This window comes from Streptomyces sp. NPDC057694, from assembly GCF_042799415.1.
GTDB lineage: Bacteria > Actinomycetota > Actinomycetes > Streptomycetales > Streptomycetaceae > Streptomyces.
Genome location: NZ_JBHVIX010000009.1, coordinates 169,782 through 190,732, shown reverse-complemented (window position 1 = coordinate 190,732; position 20,951 = coordinate 169,782). Strand labels below are relative to the sequence as shown.

The following is a 20,951-nucleotide window of genomic DNA, read 5'->3' as shown; positions in this document are numbered from 1 at the left end:
TTATGGAGGCGGACATGAACGGCAAGGTGGCTCTGGTGACCGGCGGCTCGCGCGGGATCGGCGCGGCGACGGCGCTCCGGTTGGCCGGGGACGGATTCGACGTGGCCGTCACCTACGTCCAGGGCAAGGAGGCCGCAGAGGAGGTCGTGCGCCGGATCGAGGCGCTGGGGCGGCGCGGGCTCGCGCTGCGGGCGGACTCCGGGGACCCGGGTGAGGCGGCGGGCGCGGTCGAGCGGACCGTGGCGGGGCTCGGCCGGATCGACGTGCTCGTGAACAACGTCGGCCTGGGGGTGCTCGGCCCGTTGGAGGGGCTGTCGCTCGACGCCGTCGACCAGGTGCTCGCGGTGAACGTGCGCGGGGTCTTCCTCGCCGCGCAGTCCGCGGCGCGGCTCATGGGCGAGGGCGGGCGGATCGTCACGATCGGGACCTGTATGACGCAGCGCGTCCCGGGTCCCGGCGGCACGCTCTACGCGATGAGCAAGTCGGCGCTGACCGGCCTGACGAAGGCGCTGGCACGGGAGTTGGGCGGGCGCGGGATCACGGCGAACATCGTCCACCCCGGCCCGACGGACACCGACATGAACCCGGCGGACGGACCGTACGCGGCCGGCCAGGCGGGGCTGACGGCGCTCGGCCGGTACGGCACGGCGGACGAGGTGGCGTCGGCCGTCGCCTATCTGGCGGGCGACGGGGCGTCGTACGTGACGGGCGCCGAGTTCGCGGTGGACGGCGGGCACGCCGCGTAGCCCCGGTCCCGGGCAGGAGTTGGGCGGGCCGTCGTTCGGCTGACTGCTGTGGCCGCTTCTCGCGCAGTTCCCCGCGCCCCTGGGGCGAGCTTCGCTCGTCCAGGGCGCGGGGAACTCGGAGTGTCGCGTGTTACGCGCCCGACTCCGCGTGCCGTGCGGTCAGTTGGGCGGTGCCCTGCTCGGTCAGGGAGCCGAACAGGCGCAGCCGGGAGATGCCGCCGTCGGGGTAGATGTCGATCCGGGCGTGGGTGCCGACCGCCGGGGTGTCGAGGACGAAGCGGTGGTTGGTGTCGGGCTGGAGCCGGGTGCGGGGCAGGACCTCGGTCCACTCTCCGCTCTCGCCGTCCTTCACCGAGACGGAGGCCCAGCCGGCGCTGTTGCCCTTCAAATACGCCGTGTCGATCTCCAGGGCGCGGATCTCGGACTGGGCCGCGAGCTGGTAGCGGATCCAGTCGTTGCCCTGGTCGCGGCGGCGCCGGGTCTCCCAGCCGTCGTCCATCTTGCGGGAGTAGCCCGGCTGGATGGTGTTGGAGGCCGGCGAGTAGAAGAGGTTCGAGGCGTCCTCGGCGCGGCCGCCGTTCGCGAGGGCGACGACGTCGAACGTGCCGAGCGTGGCGAGCCACTTCGGGTCCGGCACGACCTCGCCGTACACGCGCAGGCGGGCGATGCCGCCGTCGGGGTGCTGGTTGACGCGCAGGTGCGTGAAGCGCTGCTCGGCGTCGACCTCGAAGCCGTTGGCCGCGTGGCCGCCGACCGCCGTGCGCGGGACGAGCGTCGTCCACTTCACGTCGTCGGCGAGCAGCTCCTCCGGGGTGGGCGCGCCCGCGACGGACGTGGCCTCGACGCTGACCGCCTGCGGGTAGTTGCCGCGGAAGTGGGCGGTGTCGACGACGATGCCGCGGATCACGCCGGGCGCGCCGAGCCGGACGAGCGCCCAGTCGTGGTCGTCGGCGGTGGGCCACGGGTGGTCGGCGCCCGCGCCGCGGCGACGGCGGGTCTCCCAGCCGTCCATGATCTTGCCCTTGTGGCCGAAGTGCTCGGGGTCGAACTCGGCGCGGCCGGGCACGAGCAGGTTCTCGCGCTGGGCGAAGAACTCGTCGTTGGCGGCGATCACTCCGGCGCCGAGCGCCCGCGCGGCGAGGTCGACGTACCGGGTGAAGGGGAAGTCCGCGGTGCGGTAGTCGGCGTACGGGTCGCCGCCGCCGTAGGGGCTGGCGTCACCGGTGAAGCTGGGTATCCCAGAAGTCGCGGACATGGCCTACTTGTTCCTCTCGATGAGCTTGCCCTGCGGGGCGGTGAACTCGCCGTCGGCGACGATGCGTTCGCCGCGCAGCCAGGTCGACTTCACGACGCCGTGCAGGGTCTTGCCCGCGTACGCGGTGACGCGGTTGCGGTGCTGGAGTTCGGCCGGGTCGACGGTGAACGTCTCCTCGGGGGCGAGGACCGCGAAGTCGGCGTCGCGGCCGACGGCGATGGCGCCCTTGCGGTCGTCGAGGCCCACGAGGGCCGACGTCCGCTCGGACATCCAGCGGACCACGTCCTCCAGGGAGTGACCGCGCCCGCGGGCCGCCGTCCAGATCGCGGAGAGGCTGAGCTGGAGCCCGGAGATGCCGCCCCACGCGGTGGCGAAGTCGTCGGTCTTCAGGTCGGCCGTCGACGGCGAGTGGTCGGTGACGATGCAGTCGATGGTGCCGTCGGCGAGCGCCTGCCACAGCAGGTCCTGGTTGGCGGCCTCGCGGATGGGCGGGCAGCACTTGAACTCGCTGGCGCCGTCCGGGACTTCCTCGGCGGTGAGCGTGAGGTAGTGCGGACAGGTCTCGACGGTGACCTTGACGCCCTCGGCCTTGGCGGCGGCGATCAGCGGCAGCGCGTCGGAGGACGACAGGTGCAGGATGTGGATGCGGGCGCCGATCCGCTTCGCGGTGTCGATGAGGCCCTTGATGGCGACGTCCTCGGAGACCCGGGGGCGGGTGGCGAGGTAGTCGTCGTACTTCGGGCCGCTGTTGTGCGGGGCGACGTCCAGCTCGTGCGGGTCCTCGGCGTGCACGATGAGGAGGCCGCCGAAGCCCGCGATCTCCGCCATGGAGGCGGTGAGCTGCTCGCCGTTCAGGTGCGGGAACTCGTCCACGCCCGACGGCGACAGGAAGCACTTGAAGCCGAAGACGCCGGCGTCGTGCAGCGGGCGCAGGTCCTTGACGTTGTCGGGCAGCGCGCCGCCCCAGAAACCGACGTCGATGTGCGCCTTGCTCGCCGCGACCTCCTTCTTCGTTCGGAGATTGTCGACCGTCGTGGTCGGCGGCAGGGAGTTGAGGGGCATGTCGACGAGCGTCGTGATGCCGCCGGCCGCGGCCGCGCGGGTGGCGGTCCAGAAGCCCTCCCACTCGGTGCGCCCCGGGTCGTTCACGTGGACGTGCGTGTCGACGATGCCGGGCAGCAGCACGTCGTCGCCGAAGTCCTCGACCCTGGCGCCCGCCGGTACCTCCGCGTCGTGCGCGAGCACCGCGGCGATCTTCCCCTGGGCGACGGCGACCGACGCGGGCCGCGTACCTTCGGGGGTGATGACGCGGGTCGAGCGCAGCACCAGTTCGACTTCGACGTCCGACACCCTGGACCTCCCGTACATGAGTTCAACGTTCTGTTGAAGGAGTTTTCACTCCACCTTCGGGAACCGTCAAGGCTCTAGACGTTTCCACAAAGTGAAATTACGATTCCGGTAGGCAGAACGTAGCTACCCACGAACTTCGGGGTCAAGAGATCACCGGTCGGGAAACGCTCGGTAGGCTGCACCATCGCCTGCTTGTCCTCGAAAGGAACGCGCTGTGCCGACGTCCGACGCCAGCACCACCGACACCGTCAAGGCACCCAGCGGCGGTGTCCAGTCCCTCGAGCGCGCCTTCGACCTCTTGGAGCGGATGGCCGACGCCGGTGGCGAGGTGGGCCTGAGCGAACTCTCCGCGAGCAGCGGTCTGCCGCTGCCGACGATCCACCGCCTGATGCGCACGCTGGTCGCCTGCGGTTACGTACGTCAGCAGCCCAACCGCCGGTACGCGCTCGGCCCGCGCCTGATCCGGCTCGGCGAGTCGGCGTCCCGGCTGCTCGGCACGTGGGCGCGGCCGTATCTGGCCCGGCTGGTGGACGAGACCGGCGAGACGGCGAACATGGCGCTGCTCGACGGTGACGAGATCGTGTACGTCGCCCAGGTGCCGTCCAAGCACTCCATGCGGATGTTCACCGAGGTCGGGCGGCGGGTGCTGCCGCACTCGACCGGGGTGGGCAAGGCGCTGCTGGCGTACACCCCGGCGGACGAGGTGCGCTCGCTGCTCGGGCGGACCGGGATGCCCGCCGCGACCGAGAAGACGATCACCACGCCGGACGGTTTCCTGGACGCGCTGGAGGAGGTGCGGCGGCTCGGGTACGCCGTCGACGACAACGAGCAGGAGATCGGCGTGCGGTGTCTCGCCGTGTCCGTGCCCGAGTCGCCCACGGCCGCGGCCATCTCCATCTCGGGGCCTGCCGGGCGCGTGACCGAGGCCGCGACCGAGAAGATCGTGCCGGTGCTGCAGCAGGTGGCCCGAGAACTGTCGGCGGCACTGGCCAGCTCCGGGACCACGTCGTAGGGGTTCGGGTCTCGTTGCCGGGTGCGGCTTTCGTCGTGGCTGGTCGCGCAGTTCCCCGCGCCCCTGAAGGGCGAGCTTCGCTCGCTTCAGGGGCGCGGGGAACTGCGCGACCAGCCCGCCACCGGCCGTCAGTCGACGACGAGACCCGCCTCGGCAGAGGAAAGCCGTCCGTCCACCATCTCGACGACCCGGTCGGCAACGCCCAGATGGCCCCGGTCATGAGTGACCAGCACCGTCGCGGTCCCCCGCTCCCGGGTGAGCCCGGCGATCAGCTCCAGCACCACGACCCCCCGTTCATGATCCAGCGCGCTGGTCGGCTCGTCGACGAGCAGCACCTTCGGCTCGTTCATGAGGGCCCGCGCGATATTGACCCGCTGCCGCTGCCCGCCGGACAGCTGATGCGGCCGCCGGTGGGACTGCGCCGCCAGACCCACGGCCTCCAGCAGCTCCCCGGCCCGCCCCCGCACATCGCGCCCGCGCCGCCCGCCCAGATGCGCCATCACCTGAAGCTGCTCGATCGCGGTGAGCGACGGCAGCAGGTTCGGCTGCTGGAAGACGATCCCGATGGCCCCGCGCCGCAGCTCGGCGGCGGCCGCGCGGCCGAGCCCGGTCGCCTCGGCGCCGTCGACGAGGACGCGCCCGCTGTCCGGGGTGACGAGCGTCGCCGCGACGGCGAGCAGGCTGGATTTGCCGGATCCCGACGGCCCGACGACGGCCGTGAGCCCGCCCGCCGGAACCTCCAGGCTCACCCGGTCCAGCGCGGTCAGCCGCCCCTCCCCGTCCGGATACGTCAGCGTGATGTCGTCGAGCAGCAGGGTCATCGGGCACTTCCGAGCGCGGTGAGAGGGTCGACGGCGGTGATCCGCCGGATGGACAGGGCGGCGCCGACGGCGCCGAGGACGGTCATCACGACGGCCGGCCCGATCGTGGTCAGCGGCTCCATCACGAACGGCACGCTGTCCGGCACGAACGCCCCGATGAGCGCGGCGAGCCCGGTGCCGAGGGCGGTGCCGCCGACCAGCATGACGACGGCCTGCCCGAGCGCGTCCCGCAGCAGATGGCCGGTGGACGAGCCCAGCGCCTTCAGCACCGCGATGTCGCCGCTGCGCTGAATGGTCCAGACGGTGAAGAACGCGCCGATGACGAGCGCCGAGATGACGAAGAGGAAGCCGCGCATCAGTTGCAGCGAACCGTTCTCGGCCTGGTAGGACCCTATGGCTTCGAGAGCGCCGTCGACGGTGGTGGTGTCGGTCCCGGCCGCCCGGTCGGCGGCGGCGAGGTCGGCGCCGGACGTGGTGGACAGGGCGACGACCGTGGCGCCGCCGGAGCGGGTGAGCTTCTGCCAGTCGGCGAGGTCGGCCCAGACGACGGGCGTGTGGCTGTACGAGGCGTCGCCGGAGACGGCGGAGACGGTGAGCTTCCCGGAGCCGAGCGTGACCGTGCCGCCCGCGCGCACCCCGAGTTCCCGCGCGGCCTTCTGCGACAGGACGGCGGTGCCGGGGGCCGTGGCGTCGGGCGCGAGACCGGAGTCCGGCCGCACCCCGAACGCGGAGACGGCGACGGTCCGGCCGCCCGCCTCCGCGTTGAGCGTGCGGATGCCGATCGGTTCGGCGCCGCGCACGCCCGGCCGCCCGGCCAGCTCCCGCCACTGCTTCTCGGTGACGGCCGAGCCGGTGAAGGACACCGACTGGCCGTCGGCGGGCCGCGCGAACGCGATGTGGTCGGCCGGCAGTGCCGTCAGCGCGGACGTGTTGTCCCGCGCGAGCCCGGCGGTCAGCCCCGACAGCAGTCCCACCAGCAGCGTGATCAGTACGATCACCGCGCCCATCAGGGCGAACCTGCCCCGGGCGAACCGTAGATCTCTCCATGCGACGAACATGCCGTCCACAGTGCGGCCCGGCGGCCCGCCCGGGCATCGCGCCACAGCACACTTCACCCGAATCGAAGGACGCAGTCCCCTTTCAACCTTTCGGTTGACCGCTTCGAGGGATTGCCTCCGTACGCTGGTCAACGGTATGGATCCACGTTCCCTCACCCCCGTCCTGCGCGTGCTGCGCCTGTGCCTGCACCTGCTCACCGCGGGGCTGCTCGCCCTCGTCGTCGTACGCGCCCTGAGCGGGCGGACGGACGAACCGGCGACGGCCGTGGTGACGGCGGCCGCGGCGATGGGCGCGGTCTACGCGGCCGGTCCGCTGATCCCGGCCGTCCGCTCCACGCGCGCGGGCGCCGTGTGCTGGCTGGCCGTGCTCGGCGCCGTGTGGGCGGTGCTGCTCGCCCTCTCCCCCGACGGCCTGTGGCTGGCCTTCCCCCTCTACTTCCTCCTCGTCCATCTGCTGCCCGCCCGCTGGGGCGTGCCGGCCGTGGCGGTGGCGGCGGGCGCGGCCATCGCCTCGTACGTCGGTCATGGCGCGCCCCTCAACGCGGGCGCGTTCATAGGGCCGCTGATCGGCGCGGCCGTCGCCGTGGCGACCGTGCTGGGCTATCAGGCCCTGTACCGGGAGAGCGAGGCCAGGCGCCGGCTCATCGAGGAGCTGATCGCGACCCGCGCCGAACTCGCCGACGCCGAGCGCGCCGCGGGCACCCTCGCCGAACGCGAACGGCTCGCCCGCGAGATCCACGACACCCTCGCCCAGGGCCTGTCCTCGATCCAGTTGCTGCTGCGCGCGGCGGGACGTGATCTGCCCGCCGGCTCCCCCGCCGCCGCCCACATCGAGCAGGCCAGGGCGACCGCCCAGGACAATCTCGCCGAGGCCCGCCGTTTCGTGCGCGCGCTCAGCCCGCCCGACCTCGACAACGGCTCGCTGGCCGGAGCGCTGGAACGGCTCTGCGCGACCGCCCCCGGCGTCAGCGCCCGCTTCACGACGAGCGGCACCCCGCTCGCGCTCCCCACCCCGTACGAGGTGGCACTGCTGCGGATCGCCCAGTCGGCGCTCGGCAACACGGTGCGGCACGCGCACGCGCGTCGCGCGGAGATCACCCTCAGCTTCATGGAGACCTCGGTGGCGCTCGACGTGGTGGACGACGGCGACGGATTCGACGCGGAGCGGGTTGTCGCGGGTGACGGCGGCGACGGCGGCGGGTTCGGGCTGCCCGCGATGCGGGCGCGGGTGCGGGCGCTCGGCGGCACGTTCACCGTCGAGTCGGCGCCCGGCCAGGGGACGGCCGTCGCCGTCACGCTGCCGCTGCCCGCCGGGGGCTCCGCGTGATCCGGCTGCTGCTCGCCGACGACCATCCCGTCGTACGGGCCGGGCTGCGGGCCGTCCTCGACGCGGAGCCCGACTTCGAGATCGTCGCGGAGGCGGCGTCCGCCGAGCGGGCGGTGGAGCTGGCCGCTTCCGAGCGGGTCGACGTGGTGCTGATGGACCTTCAGTTCGGGGCCGGGATGCACGGCGCGGACGCGACGGCGCTGATCGCGGCGGCCGACGGCGGGCCGCGCGTGCTGGTGCTCACGACGTACGACACGGATGCCGACATCCTCGCGGCGGTGGAGGCCGGGGCCTCCGGTTACCTGCTCAAGGACGCCCCGCCGGAGGAACTGGCGGCGGCCGTACGGACCGCCGCCGCAGGGCGCTCCGCGCTGGCCCCGGCCGTCGCGCTCCGCCTGATGGACCGGATGCGGGCGCCTGCGGAATCGCTCAGCAAGCGGGAGCTGGAGGTGTTGCAGCTGGTGCGGGACGGGTTGTCGAACGCCGAGATCGCCCGTCAGCTGTTCCTGAGCCAGGCCACGGTGAAGTCCCACCTGGTCCACGTGTACGCCAAGCTGGGCGTGGATTCGCGGACCTCGGCGGTGGCCGCCGCCATCAAAAGGGGCCTGGTCAGGCCCCGCTAGGGGCGCGAAGAACTGCCAGGGGCTCCCCAGGCCACTTCTCCTCGGCCACCTCCAGGTCTGTACGCTGATTGGCCTGGACAGCAGGGCCGATATCGGAGATGTGGCATGGCGGGTGGAGCAGTGGTCCGCAGCATGGACGGTCTCGGCAGCCGGCGGCTCGCCGAGCTGGTGACCGGGACCACGGCCGGGCGGCGCCCCGGCTACCGGGCGCTCGCGCAGGGCGTGCGGACGCTGCTGCTCGACGGGCGGATCCCGCTGCGCACGCGGCTGCCCGCGGAGCGCGAGTTCGCCACGGCGCTCGGGGTCAGCCGGGCCACCGTCACGGCCGCGTACGACCTGCTGCGGGAGAGCGGGTACGCGCACAGCAGGCGCGGCTCGGGGACCTGGACGGAGCTGCCGGACGGCGCCCGGCCGACCAGCGTCGCCACCCCGGCCGCCGGGGACGGCGTGATCGACCTGGCGATCGCGGCGCCGGGCGCGGTGACCGAGGAGCTGACCTCCGCGTACGCCGAGGCGGCGCCGGACGTGGCCCGGCACGCGACGACCCCGGGCTACCATCCGTTCGGCCTGCCGGAGCTGCGGGCCAAGATCGCCGAGCGGTACACGCGGCGCGGACTGCCGACGCTGCCGGACCAGATCCTGGTGACGACCGGCGCCCAGCAGGCCGTCTCCCTCACGCTCACCCTGCTGGGCCGGCCCGGCGACCGGATCGCGGTGGAGAACCCGTCGTACGCCAACGCGCTGTCCGTGGTCCGGCGCCTGGGCCTGCGGACCGCGCCCGTGCCGGTGACCGAGGACGGGTGGGACGCCGAACTGTTCGGCGCGACGCTGCGGCAGGCGGCGCCCCGGCTCGCGTACCTCATCCCGGACTTCCAGAATCCGACCGGCCGCCTGATGCCGGCCGGACAACGGCAGCAGCTGATCGCGGCGGCGCGGGCGACCGGCACCTGGCTGGTCGTCGACGAGACGGTCGCGGACATCGCGCTCGACACCCCGACACCGCCGCCGTTCGCCTCGCTGGCCGGGGCGGGCGGTGGTGAACAGATCGTCACCGTCGGCTCGTTGAGCAAGGGGCACTGGAGCGGGCTGCGGGTGGGCTGGGTGCGCGCGGGCACCCGGCTGATCACCGAGCTGACCGCGCTGCGGGTGACCGCCGACATGTCGGGGTCGGTCCTGGACCAGCTGGTGGCGGGGCGGCTCCTCGATCGCGAGGCCGAGGTGCTGCGCCATCGGATCCCGGTCCTGCGCGCGCAGCGCGACCGGCTGGCGGCCGCGCTGGCCCGTGAATTCCCCTCGTGGCGCTGGGCGTTGCCGCCCGGCGGGATGTCGCTCTGGGTCGACCTGGGCCGCCCGGTCGCCTCCGCGCTGTCCCGGGCCGCGCTGCGGCGCGGGGTGCGGATCGAGGGCGGGTCACGGTTCGGCGCGGACCCCGGGACGTTCGAGCACCGGCTGCGCGTCCCCTACACCCAGCCGGTGGACGTCCTGGACGAGGCGGTGCGCCGGATCGCGGCGGCGGTCGACGGCGGGCTCGGCGGGGCGGGCGACGAGCCGGGGCGGCCGCACTGGGTGGCCTGACCCGGCGGCGGCCCCGCCGGCCGGCTCAGTTCCGCGACGGAGGTGCGGTGCCGAACAGCTCGACGGCGCCGCGCACTTGGGACAGCGCCCCGGACAGCGCGCTCACCGAGCCGACCGCCCCCGCGACCAGCAGCAGCGACCGGCGCAGCCGCGGCACCTCGGGCCGCCCGCCGCCCGCCATCGCGTCGAGGGCCGCCAGTTCGTCCTCGGCGATCCCCCGGTCGGCGAACTCGACCGGATGGGCGGCGAGTTCACGACGCAGCCGGGACACGGCGGTCCGCAGCCCCGCCACTCGCGGATCCTCGTCGGTGCCCGTCACAACCCTCTGCTCCATGCTCCGCAACACAGCACTCCCCCTCGCACGTCGTCGTGCGTCCCCCACTGTCCCGCGCCGCACGGTGGTCAGTCGCACAACTCGGTTTTGAGGCCGCCCAGTTAACGCCACACGGGCCCGTCCGCGCCAGTCCGTTGCGTAGAGCAACTTCATTCGCGCAGGCCGTGCCGCACCGCGGGCCCGAGCCGCCGGGAGCGCCCGCGTGCGGTATGCAGGGACCATGACGACGACAGAGACAGGCGCGGTCGCGGGGCTGCTGCTCGCCGCCGGAGGCGGGCGGCGGCTCGGCGGGCGCCCGAAGGCCCTGCTGCCCCATCACGGCCGCCCTCTGGTGGAGCACGCGGCGGGAATCCTGCGCGCGGGGGGATGCGGGCCGCTGCACGTGGTACTCGGGGCGGCGGCCGGCGACGTACGGGAGCGGGCCGCGCTCAACGGGTGCGTGGTCGTGGAGAACCCCGGGTGGGCGGACGGCATGGGTTCGTCGCTGCGGGCCGGTCTCGACTCGCTCGCCGCGACGGACGCGGTGGCGGCGCTCGTCCTGCTCGTCGACCAGCCGGGCATCGGGGCGGCCGCGGTGGCCCGGGTCCGGGAGGCGCTGCACTCGCCCGCGTCCCTGGTGGCGGCCGCGTACGACGGGGAGCGCGGGCACCCGGTGCTCTTCGGCCGTGACCACTGGGCCGGGATCGCCGCGAGTGCGAGCGGCGACCGCGGGGCACGCGCCTATCTCAAGGAGCACGCGGCGGCGGTGGAACTCGTGGAGTGCGGGGACATCGCCGAGGCGTACGACATCGACACGGAGGCCGACCTCCGGCACCTTCGGTGAAGGGGATGGCACTCAGCGCCACGGTCTGTCGACTCAGAGAATCTCGACATCAACAAACCATTGAACTTCCACGATGAGGAAACTAGTATCCACTGATCAGAAGGGCCGGTCCCCTACACAGGGGCCAGCAGCCGTACCCAGGTGTCCTCGGCACCCCGTGCCGCAGCCGACGCCGCCGCTCGCTGAAGGAAGTGACAGTTCATGTCCGCACCAGCGCCGTCCCCGCTGGCCATCGTCGACGCCGCGCCCCTGCCCCGGCAGGACGAGGTGCTCACCGATGCGGCCCTCGCCTTCGTGGCCGAGCTGCACCGGCTGTTCACGCCCCGGCGTGACGAGCTCCTCGCCCGCCGTGCCGAGCGCCGCGCCGAGATCGCCCGCACCTCCACGCTCGACTTCCGCCCGGAGACCGCGTCGATCCGCGAGGACGACACCTGGAAGGTCGCCGAGGCCCCGGCCGCGCTGAACGACCGCCGGGTCGAGATCACCGGCCCCACCGACCGCAAGATGACGATCAACGCGCTGAACTCGGGCGCCAAGGTCTGGCTCGCCGACTTCGAGGACGCCTCGGCCCCGACCTGGGAGAACGTGATCGGCGGCCAGCTCAATCTGACCGCCGCCTACAACCGCTCGATCGACTTCACCGACGAGCGCACCGGCAAGTCGTACGCCCTCAAGGGCGCCGACGAGCTGGCGACGGTCGTCATGCGCCCGCGCGGCTGGCACCTGAACGAGCGCCACCTGGTGGACGCCGACGGCAAGGCCGTCCCGGGCGCCCTGGTCGACTTCGGCCTCTACTTCTTCCACAACGCCAAGCGCCTGATCGAGCTCGGCAAGGGCCCGTACTTCTACCTCCCGAAGACGGAGTCGTACCTGGAGGCGCGCCTCTGGAACGAGATCTTCGTCTTCGCGCAGGACTACGTCGGCATCCCGCAGGGCACCGTCCGCGCCACCGTCCTCATCGAGACGATCACGGCCGCGTACGAGATGGAGGAGATCCTCTACGAGCTGCGCGACCACGCCTCCGGCCTGAACGCGGGCCGCTGGGACTACCTCTTCTCCATCGTCAAGAACTTCCGTGACGGCGGCCAGAAGTTCGTCCTGCCGGACCGCAACCTGGTGACGATGACGGCCCCCTTCATGCGGGCGTACACCGAACTCCTCGTCCGTACGTGCCACAAGCGCGGCGCGCACGCGATCGGCGGCATGGCGGCCTTCATCCCGTCCCGCAAGGACGCAGAGGTCAACAAGGTGGCGTTCGAAAAGGTCCGCGCCGACAAGGACCGCGAGGCCGGCGACGGCTTCGACGGCTCCTGGGTCGCGCACCCGGACCTCGTCCCGATCGCGATGGAGTCCTTCGACAAGGTCCTCGGCGCGAACCCGAACCAGAAGGACCGCCTGCGCGAGGACGTCTCGGTGGCCGCCGGCGACCTCATCGCCATCGACTCCCTCGACGCCAAGCCCACCTACGACGGTCTGGTCAACGCCGTCCAGGTCGGCATCCGCTACATCGAGGCCTGGCTGCGCGGGCTCGGCGCCGTCGCGATCTTCAACCTCATGGAGGACGCGGCCACCGCCGAGATCTCGCGCTCGCAGATCTGGCAGTGGATCAACGCGGGTGTCGTCTTCGACAACGGTCAGACGGTCACGGCCGATCTGGCCCGCAAGGTCGCCGCCGAAGAACTGGCCGCCATCAAGGCCGAGATCGGCGAGGAGGCCTTCGCGGCCGGCAAGTGGCAGCAGGCCCACGACCTGCTCCTCCAGGTCTCCCTGGACGCCGACTACGCCGACTTCCTGACCCTTCCGGCGTACGAGCAGCTGGGCTGACCCGGCCGCGCAGTTCCCCGCGCCCCTGGAAGTGCACACTTCGTGCGCCACCTCCATCGATGAAGGCATGCGGCGAAGCCGCAGCCTTCAGGGGCGCGGGGAACTGCGCGAGAAGCGGCCACCGTCCCGCAGACGACGAACAACCCCCCGCTCACCCGAGGTGAACGGACCAGTCCTGCTCAGCGCCGGGCTTGCCGTGCAGATCGGGCACCCGCTTCAACCACGCCGGCCGCCCACGCTCCATGGCAGCAGCCCGCCGCGCATCCACCGCGGCCAGCTCGTCCCGGCTGGGAAAGTCCGTCGGGAGCCAGGAAGCCGAGCTGCGGGCGCGGGCCAGCAAATACGCCACGTACGCGTCCCGCGCCTCCCCCGGCGACGCGAAGTCGGACGTGAGCCAGGCATCCGGCACCAGCGCCAGCACCTCGCGCAACAACCCCTCCGTCACCTTCGGACAAAGCTCGGCGTCGGCGGCGCGGGTGTCGGGGCCGTAGCCGCCCAGCGCGTGGTGCCTGAAGTCGTAGGCCCGCTCGGGCGCGGCCCCCTCCCAGCGGTGGTGGAAGACGAGGGCGGCCCCGTGGTCGATGAGCCACAGCTTCGGCGGGACGATGCCGAAGGTCGGCCAGACCATCAGGTTCGAACTGTGAACGGTGCGGTCGACGTTCACGGTGAACGCGTCGAGCCAGACGATCCGGCCCGCTTCGAGCGGGTCGACGGGAAACACCGCGGCGACGTCGGGCGTGAAGTCGGCCGCGCCCGACAGATAGTCCATGCCGAGGTTGAGCCCGGCACTCGCGTGCAGCAGGTCCTGGACCTCCTGGTGCGGTTCGTCGGCGGCGACGGCCGGGTCGAAGTGGGCGAGAACCAGCTCGGGAAAGCGCAGCCCGAGGCGACGGGCCAGCTCCCCGACGACGACCTCGGCGACCAGCGCCTTGACGCCCTGCGCGGAGCCGGTGAACTTCAGGACGTACGTGCCCAGATCATCGGCCTCGACGACACCGGGAACCGAGCCGCCGGCGTGCAGCGGGGTGACGTAGCGGGTCGCTGTGACCTCTCTCAACATGTCCCGGGCCACCTGTCTCGTCAACGCCGCAGTCCTCACCATGGTAACCACGGGTGATCATCCGCGAGGAGCGCCCGAGGCTCGCGTCATGAGCGGCCTCCGTCACCCGTCCGGAGCAGCGGCAGGACGTGTGCGCGCAGCCGTGCCGGGTCGACCGTTACCCGTCGACACGTAAGTGGCATAAGCCCTGAAGAGGATTATCCGGTCAGTCGAGGAGTGCCGAGTGAACCATGTCCGCAGACAGCTGCTGCTCGCGGCGGCTGTTCCCCTTGTCCTGTGTGCGGTGCCCGCAGTCGCCTGGGCCGGCCCGCAGCCGCCCGCCGCGACGCAGACGGTGCCGCCGCGCACCGATGCCGTCTCCACCCGGACGGCCTCCGTCATCACCGAGCTGAGCGCGCAGGAGATCACCGTCGGACCGAGCGCGACGCTTCAGGTCAGCGGGCGGCTCGTGGAGGGCGACACCCTCACCTATCCGCTCGCCCGGCTGGCGGTGTCGGTGCAGATCAGCAGCGGCAAGGGCGCCTCGCAGCAGTGCAACACGGTGACAACCCGGCAGGGGCGGTTCACCTGCACCTTCCATGTCAAGGCTCGCGCGACGACCTCGGCCACGGTCACGTTCGACGGCAACGCCCTGTTCGCGCCGGGATCGGCCACCACCAGCATCGGCGGTCCCGACCCGGACACCGATCCCGCGCCGACGCCGACTCCGACCGCGACGGCGAGCGCGACGCCGACGCCGACTGCGGCTGCGACTCCGGCTGTCACGCCGGTGGCGGCAACGCCGTCGACGCCCGCTCCCAGCCCGTCCGGCACTCCGGACAGCTCCGTCAGCCCCTCCCCGAGTCCGGGTGATGCCACACCCGCCGCGCCGGCCGGCCCTTCCGTCTCCCCGGCCGCCGCCCCGAGCGCGACCCCGTCACCACTTCGGTGACCGCCGCCGGAGTCGAGGCGGCGGCCGCTCGGCGCGCCGCCGCCCGCTCCGACCGCGCGCGAGGCAGTGTCGAAGCATGCTGACGCGACCCCGCTCATCCTCCGCCCGACTGACGACCGCACTGACCCTGGCCCTCGGCGCGAGCGGCCTCCTCCTCCTGGCCGCCCCCACGGCCGGAGCGGCGACCACGTCCCCCCACCCCGGCCCGGCGGCCACCGCAACGTCGGAGGGCGGGCCGTCGTACGGCAACGAGACGGTCGACTTCACCGGCGAGGGGTTCTCCTACAGCGGCACGGCGTCGGGCTTCGAGACGGACGGCACGGCCTACTTCGAGCAGACGCTGCTGCACCTCGGCGAGCCCGGCGGCCTGCGCTGGTCGACCACCCGCTCGCACTCCTGACCCGGCCCCGAGCAGCGCCCTGAACACACGTGTGCCCCGCGCCTCGAAGGCGCGGGGCACACGGTGGGCCGTCCGGCTCAGATCAGCGGCCGGGCAGCACGGTTGGACCGCGTCAGGAGTGCGAGCCCGTCGAGTTGCCGGTGGCACCCGTGGGGCCGGCCTGCTTCGTCGAGGTCAGGAAGTAGGCCTTCCCGTCCGGGGTGAAGCCGCTGACCGTCTTCGTCGACTTGCCGCCGCTGGTGTTCGCGGAGTTCTGCGTCATCTTGTAGGCGGGGCCGTCGTCGGCGGAAGCGAAGCTCGCGCTGCCGATGACCAGGGGGGTCACGAGAGCACCGACAGCGACGTACTTGGCAATGCTGCGCATCTGATGCGGTCCTTTCAGGGTTCGCCGGCCTGAGAAGCCCCGGCACGAGCCGGGGCGGCGGAGTCGGCCACCGTCCGCCGAAATCGACCTTGCCGCCTATCCGGACCCTCCGCATCCGCAGCCGTCACACACCGTGATGACTATGGCGGGGCAGCAGTCTCGATATGGCCGCTGAGCTGCACAGACACCTCCGCGAACGGCCGGATTAATTGCCGCCGAATGGCGCGAGCAGCCGGCGGAATCCGTTGTTCCGCGTGCCTTTGCGCGCGCTCCCGGGTCGGCACAGACTCGCCCTGTTCCCGGGCTCGCTGCCCGGCCCCCACTACCTTCTCGGAGAATCCATGTCGCACGCCCGTACTTGGCCGGTCCGCACCCTGTCCGTCCTCGCTCTGAGCGCGGCCGCACTCGCGCTGCCCGCCACCACCGCCTCGGCGGCCGACCAGCTCACTCTGGTCCGGGCCACCGCGGCCGGCGACCACGTCGAGGTGCAAGTCCGCTACCGGTGCGAGGAGTTGATGGGCACCGACACCCTTGCCGTCTCCCTGGCCAACACCGAGGACGGGGGCGTCTACAGCGCCTCCACCGCCCCTGAATGCGACGGCAGTTGGCACGAGACGACCGTCGCCACCGCCCGCGGCGCGGGTCCCGCGGCACGGGCCGGCACCGACGCCGTCATCACCGCCAGCCTCGGCATCGGTCCCGACCCGCAGGTCTTCCCCACCGCCAGCACCCGCTCCACCCTCACCCTGCACAGCCCACGCTGAAATCGCCCCCGGCCGAAAGGCACCGGGGGCGACGGCCGAGGCCGGGGTGCTTCAGAAGTCGACCGGGTCGCGGACGATCGGGCACGTCATGCAGTGGCCGCCGCCGCGGCCCCGGCCCAACTCGGCGCCCACGATGGTGATCACCTCGACCCCGGCCTTGCGCAGCAGCGTGTTGGTCTGGGTGTTGCGGTCGTAGGTGAAGACGACGCCGGGTTCGACGGCGACGGCGTTGTTGCCGCTGTCCCACTGCTGGCGCTCGGAGGCGTAGACGTCACCGCCGGTCTCGATGACCCGCAGGGCGTCGAGGCCGAGCGCCTTCGCGACCACGTCGACGAACGGGGTCGAGCCCTCGTCGGTGATGTCCAGGCCCGGCGCCCGGTCCGTGGGCCGGAGCGTGAACGTGTGCACCGAGTCCATGATCCGCGGGTAGAGCGTGACGATGTCGCGGTCGGCGAACGTGAAGACGGTGTCGAGGTGCATCGCCGAGCGCAGCCGCGGCATCCCGGCCACGATCACCCGCTCGGCGGCGCCCCGCTCGAACAGGGCGGCGGCGACCTGGGTGATGGCCTGCCGGGAGGTGCGCTCGCTCATGCCCATCAGGACCACGCCGTTGCCGACGGGCATGATGTCGCCGCCCTCGAAGGTGGCCTGCCCCCAGTCGCGTTCGGGATCGCCCCACCAGACGGTGGAGCCCACGAAGTCCGGGTGGAAGAGGTAGACGGCCTTCATCAGCAGCGTCTCGTCGTGGCGGGCGGGCCAGTAGAGCGGGTTCAGGGTGAGGCCGCCGTAGAGCCAGCACGTGGTGTCGCGCGTGTAGAGGGTGTTGGGCAGCGGCGGCATCAAGTACTCGCGCACACCGGTCGATTCGCGGGCCAGGGACACGTACGGCGAGCGGAAGTCGTCGGGGAGGTCGGTGGTGGCCAGGCCGCCGATGAGGTGGTCGGCGAGCCGGCGCGGCTCGAGGCTCTCCAGGAAGGCGCGGGTGTCGTCGATGAGGCCGACGCCGACCTGGTTCGCCACGATCTTGCGGTCCAGGAGCCAGCTCTTCGCCTCGGGGATCGCCATGGTCTGCGCGAGCAGGTCGTGCAGCTCGACGACCTCGACACCGCGCCGGGTCAGTTTGTTGACGAAGTCGGCGTGGTCGCGCTCGGCGTTCTCCACCCACATGACGTCGTCGAAGAGCAGGTCGTCCGAGTTGGTCGGGGTGAGCCTGCGGTGCGCGAGGCCGGGCGCGCACACGAGTACCTTGCGCAGTCGGCCCACCTCGGAGTGCACGCCGTACGAGGCGGAAGCGGGGGTCGTGTCGTGGTCGGTCACGGTGTGCCTTCCGGTGGTCGAGCCGGTGGTCCGGGGCTGCTGGTGGGGTTCACAGGCTGATCCAGCCGGCCGCCAGCGCGACGACGCCGAGCACGGCGCCGACGATCGAGACGGCCAGGATGATCAGTTCGCGGGCGGAGAAGACGCGTCTGCCCTGCTCGCGGCGGGCCATGACGAAGAGGATCGTGGCGGGGGCGTAGAAGATGAACGAGACGAGGACGAACTTGAGCCCGGCCGCGTACAGCAGGAACGCCGTGTAGACGGTGGCGAGGGCGGCCACCACGAGGTCGGAGGAGAAGCCGGTGCCGCCGCCGACGGTGCGCGGATCGGGCCGCAGCGCGATCTTCAGGGCGAACGCGGCGGCCAGCAGGAACGGGATCAGCGTCAGTGAGCTGGTCAGGTCCAGCGCGAAGTTGAAGGCGTCGTCCGAGAACATGGTGATGACGAGGACGACCTGGGACAGGATCGTCGTCATCAGCAGGGCCGGTACGGGCACGTCCTCCGAGGTCGCGCGGCCCAGGAAGCGCGGCATGTCCTCGTCCTTGGCGGCGACGAACAGCACCTCGGCGGCCATCAGGGTCCAGGCGAGATAGGCGCCGAGCACCGAGACGATCAGGCCGACGCTGACGAAGACCGTGCCCCAGGTGCCGACCGCCTCCTCCAGGACCCCGGCCATCGACGGCTGGCGCAGCTCGGCGATCTCGCTCATCGGCAGGATCCCGTACGACACGATGGTGACCGAGGCGAAGATCGCGAAGACGCTGAGGAAACCGAGGATCGTGGCCCGGCCGACGTCCTCGCGGCGCTTGGCGTGGCGCGAGTAGACGCTGGCGCCCTCGACGCCGAGGAAGACGAAGACGGTCGCGAGCATGGTGCCGCGGACCTGGTCGAAGAGGGAGCCCGCGTAGTCGGCGCCGCCCCAGTTTTCGGCGAAGACGTGCGGCTTGAAGAAGAACAGCGCCAGGATCACGAAGACCACGATCGGGACGACCTTGGCGACGGTGACGATCCGGTTGATCGTCGCGGCTTCCTTCACGCCACGGCGGATGAGCAGGAAGAACGCCCACAGTCCGACCGAGGACAGGACGATCGCGAGGAACGTGTCGCCGTCGCCGAGCGCCGGGGCGATCGCTCCCACCGTGGACATGATCAGCACCCAGTACGTCACGTTGCCGACGCAGGCGCTGGCCCAGTAGCCGAACGCGGAGAAGAAGCCGAGGTACTCGCCGAACCCGGCCTTGGCGTACGCGTACACCCCCGCGTCGAGGTCCGGTCTGCGCAGCGCGAGGCGCTGGAAGACGAAGGCGAGCATGAGCATGCCCGCGCCCGCGACCAGCCACGCGATGAGGGCGCCGGCGACGCCCGTCTCGTCCGCGAACCGGCGCGGCAGCGAGAACACCCCCGCGCCGACCATGGAGCCGACGACCATCGTCGTCAGCGTGAACAACGTCAGCTTGGCTGTCCGTGGGGTGGCGTCCCGGGCGGTGTCCGCGGCCTGATCCATACGCTTCAGTCTTGTACCGGATCGCCGGATACTGCACCTTTTCGTCTCGATTCCGAATAGCCGGATACATCAATGTGTGCGCAGCATGATGTGTTATGTACTCCTCTCTCAGTCCTGCGGCCCTCGCGGAGCTCCGCAGGCAACGCCCCTATCCGGCGGTGTCCCTGGTGATGCCGACCCATCGGCGCCGGCCCGAGAACGCCCAGGACCCGGTCCGGCTGCACAATCTCGTGAGCGAGGCGGAGCGGCGGCTCGACGCGGACCCAGGGGTGACCGCCGACCGCCGCGAGGACGTGCTCGCGCAGCTGCGGACGGCCGTCGCCGAGACCGATCTCGCCCACGCCGCGGACGGCCTGCTGGTCTTCGCCGCCCCAGGCGAGCACCAGGTCTGGGCCGTCGACCGGCCGGTGCCCGAGCGCGTCGTGCTCGCCGACACCTTCCTCACCCGCAACCTGGTGGCCGCCGACGCCGCCGCGCGCCCTTACTGGGTGCTGTCCGTCGCCGCCGACCGGATCGCCCTGTGGGCCGGACGGGGCGAGCGCGTCACCCGCGACACGGACCACGGGTTCCCGATGGACCGCGATCTGGAGGACCCCGACGCGGAGCGCAAGGAGCGCGTCGGCGATCTGCCGAGCACCTTCCGCGACGAGCAGGCGCGCCAGTTCTTCCGGGACGCGGACACGGCCCTCGCGAAGCTGCTGGCGACCGAGGGCCGCCCGCTGTACGTCACCGGGGAGCCGGCCGCGCTGACCCTGCTCGGCGAGGTCGGCGACGCCGCGCGCGGGGCGGTCCAGGTGCCGTTCGGCGGCCTGGCGCACGGCGCGCCCGACGCGGTCGCCAAGGCCGTCGCCCCGGCGCGCGAGGAGGACGCCCGGCGGGCGGTCACCGAGGCGCTGGCGGGCCTGGACCGGGCGCGCGGCGGCCACACGTACGCGGCCGGGGTGGACGAGGTCTGGCAGAAGGCGTCGGACGCGCGGATCCACCGGCTCGTCGTGGAGGAGGACTTCCGGACCACCGTGCGGGCCGGCGAGGGGCATCTGGAGCCCGCGCGGGACGACGATCTGGACGCGGTCCACGACATCGTCGACGAGATCGTCGAGTCCACCCTGGAGAGCGGGGGCGAGGTCGTCTTCGTCCCGGACGGCACCCTCGCCGAGGCCGGGCACATCGCCGCCGTCCTGCGCTTCTGAGGCGCGGGCGCGGTACCGAGACAGCGAAGAGAAAGGCAGCGGAACCGGTCATGAGGACAACCAAGGCGCCCCGTCGCACGGCCACGGCACTCGCCGTGTGCACGGCCACCGGCATCCTGGCGCTCGCGGCGTGCAGCACCGACAGCGGCGACTCCGGCTCGGCGAGCACCAGCCCGCGGCCGACGGCGCCGAACTCGTCGAACTTCTCGGGCGAGCCGCCTTCGGCGCTGGCCTCCAGCGCCGCGTCGAAGAAGGCGGAGGTGAAGGAGTCGGCCTCGAAGGCGGCCGCGTCGGCGTCGCAGCGCGCGCACGACTTCGAGGCGTCGGTCTCCGCCGAAGTGGAGCGCAGCCGTCAGGAGTTCACGCGCGAGCTGGACAAGGCCGACGGGAAGGGCAACGCCATGGACAGCGTCTCGCTGACCGGCAAGCCCCTCGCGGAGACGGACAACGTGCGCGCGCTCGTGGTCAACATCACCAACAAGACCGACCAGAAGGCGTCGTACGCGGTGCGGGTCGACTTCAGTGACGCGGACGGCAAGGTCGTGGAGTCGACGGTGGTCGGCGCCAAGGACCTCGCCGCGGGCGACAAGGCCCAGCCGCTCGCCATCAGCACGAAGCCGCCGGAGCCGCACCTCACGGCGAAGATCGCGCAGGCACAGCGCTACTGACGGAG

21 protein-coding genes are annotated in these 20,951 nt (G+C 72.2%); 12 read left to right on the top strand and 9 right to left on the bottom strand.

What is annotated here, in order from left to right; translation table 11 throughout:
• Positions 1–14: 14 nt before the first annotated feature.
• Positions 15–746: an SDR family oxidoreductase gene (locus ACFVDP_RS21600; protein ID WP_383491783.1), complete on the top strand. Its 732-nt coding sequence runs from the start codon at positions 15–17 to the stop codon at positions 744–746.
• A gap of 130 nt (positions 747–876) precedes the next feature.
• Here the strand turns inward: ACFVDP_RS21600 and alc are convergent, their stop codons facing one another.
• Positions 877–2,001 (bottom strand): allantoicase, encoded by a 1,125-nt coding sequence (alc, locus tag ACFVDP_RS21595; RefSeq protein WP_383491781.1) that lies wholly within the window; start codon positions 1,999–2,001, stop codon positions 877–879.
• A 3-nt stretch (positions 2,002–2,004) separates the two neighbouring features.
• Positions 2,005–3,369 (bottom strand): allantoinase AllB, encoded by a 1,365-nt coding sequence (allB, locus tag ACFVDP_RS21590; protein ID WP_383491779.1) that lies wholly within the window; start codon positions 3,367–3,369, stop codon positions 2,005–2,007.
• 196 nt (positions 3,370–3,565) lie between these two features.
• On the opposite strand from allB, the gene ACFVDP_RS21585 reads away from it, so the two are divergent.
• Positions 3,566–4,363 (top strand): IclR family transcriptional regulator, encoded by a 798-nt coding sequence (locus ACFVDP_RS21585; protein WP_383491777.1) that lies wholly within the window; start codon positions 3,566–3,568, stop codon positions 4,361–4,363.
• 128 nt (positions 4,364–4,491) lie between these two features.
• Here ACFVDP_RS21585 and ACFVDP_RS21580 read toward each other — a convergent pair whose 3' ends face one another.
• Together ACFVDP_RS21580 and ACFVDP_RS21575 are read right to left on the bottom strand one after the other, a co-directional pair.
• Positions 4,492–5,184: an ABC transporter ATP-binding protein gene (locus ACFVDP_RS21580; RefSeq protein WP_383491775.1), complete on the bottom strand. Its 693-nt coding sequence runs from the start codon at positions 5,182–5,184 to the stop codon at positions 4,492–4,494.
• Positions 5,181–6,242: an ABC transporter permease gene (locus tag ACFVDP_RS21575; protein WP_383491773.1), complete on the bottom strand. Its 1,062-nt coding sequence runs from the start codon at positions 6,240–6,242 to the stop codon at positions 5,181–5,183. Before ACFVDP_RS21575 ends, ACFVDP_RS21580 begins: the two co-directional genes overlap by 4 nt.
• 136 nt (positions 6,243–6,378) lie before the next feature.
• Here ACFVDP_RS21575 and ACFVDP_RS21570 point away from each other — a divergent pair, with 136 nt between their 5' ends.
• From ACFVDP_RS21570 to ACFVDP_RS21560, 3 genes are all read left to right on the top strand, one after another.
• Positions 6,379–7,569 (top strand): sensor histidine kinase, encoded by a 1,191-nt coding sequence (locus tag ACFVDP_RS21570; protein WP_383491772.1) that lies wholly within the window; start codon positions 6,379–6,381, stop codon positions 7,567–7,569.
• Entirely contained in the window at positions 7,566–8,192 is a 627-nt protein-coding gene (locus ACFVDP_RS21565; protein WP_383491770.1) for a response regulator, read from the top strand. Before ACFVDP_RS21570 ends, ACFVDP_RS21565 begins: the two co-directional genes overlap by 4 nt.
• A 105-nt stretch (positions 8,193–8,297) precedes the next feature.
• Positions 8,298–9,767 (top strand): PLP-dependent aminotransferase family protein, encoded by a 1,470-nt coding sequence (locus ACFVDP_RS21560; RefSeq protein ID WP_383491768.1) that lies wholly within the window; start codon positions 8,298–8,300, stop codon positions 9,765–9,767.
• Between the two features lie 25 nt (positions 9,768–9,792).
• Here the strand turns inward: ACFVDP_RS21560 and ACFVDP_RS21555 are convergent, their stop codons facing one another.
• A complete protein-coding gene (locus ACFVDP_RS21555; RefSeq protein WP_383491767.1) occupies positions 9,793–10,101 on the bottom strand; it encodes a DUF5955 family protein in 309 nt (102 codons plus the stop codon).
• Positions 10,102–10,321: 220 nt separating this feature from the next.
• Here ACFVDP_RS21555 and ACFVDP_RS21550 point away from each other — a divergent pair, with 220 nt between their 5' ends.
• Positions 10,322–10,924, top strand: coding sequence for an NTP transferase domain-containing protein (locus ACFVDP_RS21550; RefSeq protein WP_383491765.1), 603 nt, complete (start codon positions 10,322–10,324; stop codon positions 10,922–10,924).
• Between the two features lie 201 nt (positions 10,925–11,125).
• Positions 11,126–12,748 carry a malate synthase A gene (gene aceB / locus ACFVDP_RS21545; protein WP_383491764.1) on the top strand — a complete coding sequence of 541 codons (1,623 nt, stop codon included), beginning with the start codon at positions 11,126–11,128 and terminating at the stop codon, positions 12,746–12,748.
• A gap of 151 nt (positions 12,749–12,899) precedes the next feature.
• Here aceB and ACFVDP_RS21540 read toward each other — a convergent pair whose 3' ends face one another.
• Entirely contained in the window at positions 12,900–13,808 is a 909-nt protein-coding gene (locus ACFVDP_RS21540) for a HipA family kinase (protein ID WP_383491762.1), read from the bottom strand.
• Between the two features lie 223 nt (positions 13,809–14,031).
• Between ACFVDP_RS21540 and ACFVDP_RS21535 the strand changes: the two genes are divergently transcribed.
• The gene (locus tag ACFVDP_RS21535) at positions 14,032–14,739 is read left to right on the top strand and encodes a hypothetical protein (protein WP_383491760.1); all 708 of its coding nucleotides are present in this window, start codon (positions 14,032–14,034) and stop codon (positions 14,737–14,739) included.
• A gap of 76 nt (positions 14,740–14,815) precedes the next feature.
• Complete coding sequence (locus tag ACFVDP_RS21530; protein ID WP_383491758.1) at positions 14,816–15,139, top strand: hypothetical protein; 324 nt, start codon at positions 14,816–14,818, stop codon at positions 15,137–15,139.
• 112 nt (positions 15,140–15,251) lie between these two features.
• Here ACFVDP_RS21530 and ACFVDP_RS21525 read toward each other — a convergent pair whose 3' ends face one another.
• Positions 15,252–15,503 (bottom strand): hypothetical protein, encoded by a 252-nt coding sequence (locus ACFVDP_RS21525; RefSeq protein ID WP_383491756.1) that lies wholly within the window; start codon positions 15,501–15,503, stop codon positions 15,252–15,254.
• A gap of 341 nt (positions 15,504–15,844) precedes the next feature.
• On the opposite strand from ACFVDP_RS21525, the gene ACFVDP_RS21520 reads away from it, so the two are divergent.
• Positions 15,845–16,267 (top strand): hypothetical protein, encoded by a 423-nt coding sequence (locus tag ACFVDP_RS21520; RefSeq protein ID WP_383491754.1) that lies wholly within the window; start codon positions 15,845–15,847, stop codon positions 16,265–16,267.
• 51 nt (positions 16,268–16,318) lie between these two features.
• Here ACFVDP_RS21520 and ACFVDP_RS21515 read toward each other — a convergent pair whose 3' ends face one another.
• Complete coding sequence (locus tag ACFVDP_RS21515) at positions 16,319–17,584, bottom strand: arginine deiminase (protein ID WP_383491752.1); 1,266 nt, start codon at positions 17,582–17,584, stop codon at positions 16,319–16,321.
• Between the two features lie 49 nt (positions 17,585–17,633).
• Positions 17,634–19,088: a basic amino acid/polyamine antiporter gene (locus ACFVDP_RS21510; protein ID WP_383491750.1), complete on the bottom strand. Its 1,455-nt coding sequence runs from the start codon at positions 19,086–19,088 to the stop codon at positions 17,634–17,636.
• A 95-nt stretch (positions 19,089–19,183) separates the two neighbouring features.
• On the opposite strand from ACFVDP_RS21510, the gene ACFVDP_RS21505 reads away from it, so the two are divergent.
• Positions 19,184–20,278 (top strand): chemotaxis protein, encoded by a 1,095-nt coding sequence (locus tag ACFVDP_RS21505; protein ID WP_383491748.1) that lies wholly within the window; start codon positions 19,184–19,186, stop codon positions 20,276–20,278.
• A 50-nt stretch (positions 20,279–20,328) separates the two neighbouring features.
• Positions 20,329–20,946, top strand: a complete 618-nt coding sequence (locus ACFVDP_RS21500; protein ID WP_383491746.1) for an FxLYD domain-containing protein — start codon at positions 20,329–20,331, stop codon at positions 20,944–20,946.
• Positions 20,947–20,951: the final 5 nt, after the last annotated feature.

What these genes read in the sequence shown, in the direction of transcription:
- ACFVDP_RS21600 (WP_383491783.1), top strand. Translation starts at nt 15, where the DNA reads ATGAACGGCAAGGTGGCTCTGGTGACCGGCGGCTCGCGCGGGATCGGC.
- alc (WP_383491781.1), bottom strand. Translation starts at nt 2,001, where the DNA reads ATGTCCGCGACTTCTGGGATACCCAGCTTCACCGGTGACGCCAGCCCC.
- allB (WP_383491779.1), bottom strand. Translation starts at nt 3,369, where the DNA reads ATGTACGGGAGGTCCAGGGTGTCGGACGTCGAAGTCGAACTGGTGCTG.
- ACFVDP_RS21580 (WP_383491775.1), bottom strand. Translation starts at nt 5,184, where the DNA reads ATGACCCTGCTGCTCGACGACATCACGCTGACGTATCCGGACGGGGAG.
- ACFVDP_RS21575 (WP_383491773.1), bottom strand. Translation starts at nt 6,242, where the DNA reads ATGTTCGTCGCATGGAGAGATCTACGGTTCGCCCGGGGCAGGTTCGCC.
- ACFVDP_RS21570 (WP_383491772.1), top strand. Translation starts at nt 6,379, where the DNA reads ATGGATCCACGTTCCCTCACCCCCGTCCTGCGCGTGCTGCGCCTGTGC.
- ACFVDP_RS21560 (WP_383491768.1), top strand. Translation starts at nt 8,298, where the DNA reads ATGGCGGGTGGAGCAGTGGTCCGCAGCATGGACGGTCTCGGCAGCCGG.
- ACFVDP_RS21555 (WP_383491767.1), bottom strand. Translation starts at nt 10,101, where the DNA reads ATGGAGCAGAGGGTTGTGACGGGCACCGACGAGGATCCGCGAGTGGCG.
- ACFVDP_RS21550 (WP_383491765.1), top strand. Translation starts at nt 10,322, where the DNA reads ATGACGACGACAGAGACAGGCGCGGTCGCGGGGCTGCTGCTCGCCGCC.
- aceB (WP_383491764.1), top strand. Translation starts at nt 11,126, where the DNA reads ATGTCCGCACCAGCGCCGTCCCCGCTGGCCATCGTCGACGCCGCGCCC.
- ACFVDP_RS21540 (WP_383491762.1), bottom strand. Translation starts at nt 13,808, where the DNA reads ATGTTGAGAGAGGTCACAGCGACCCGCTACGTCACCCCGCTGCACGCC.
- ACFVDP_RS21530 (WP_383491758.1), top strand. Translation starts at nt 14,816, where the DNA reads ATGCTGACGCGACCCCGCTCATCCTCCGCCCGACTGACGACCGCACTG.
- ACFVDP_RS21525 (WP_383491756.1), bottom strand. Translation starts at nt 15,503, where the DNA reads ATGCGCAGCATTGCCAAGTACGTCGCTGTCGGTGCTCTCGTGACCCCC.
- ACFVDP_RS21520 (WP_383491754.1), top strand. Translation starts at nt 15,845, where the DNA reads ATGTCGCACGCCCGTACTTGGCCGGTCCGCACCCTGTCCGTCCTCGCT.
- ACFVDP_RS21510 (WP_383491750.1), bottom strand. Translation starts at nt 19,088, where the DNA reads ATGGATCAGGCCGCGGACACCGCCCGGGACGCCACCCCACGGACAGCC.
- ACFVDP_RS21505 (WP_383491748.1), top strand. Translation starts at nt 19,184, where the DNA reads ATGTACTCCTCTCTCAGTCCTGCGGCCCTCGCGGAGCTCCGCAGGCAA.
- ACFVDP_RS21500 (WP_383491746.1), top strand. Translation starts at nt 20,329, where the DNA reads ATGAGGACAACCAAGGCGCCCCGTCGCACGGCCACGGCACTCGCCGTG.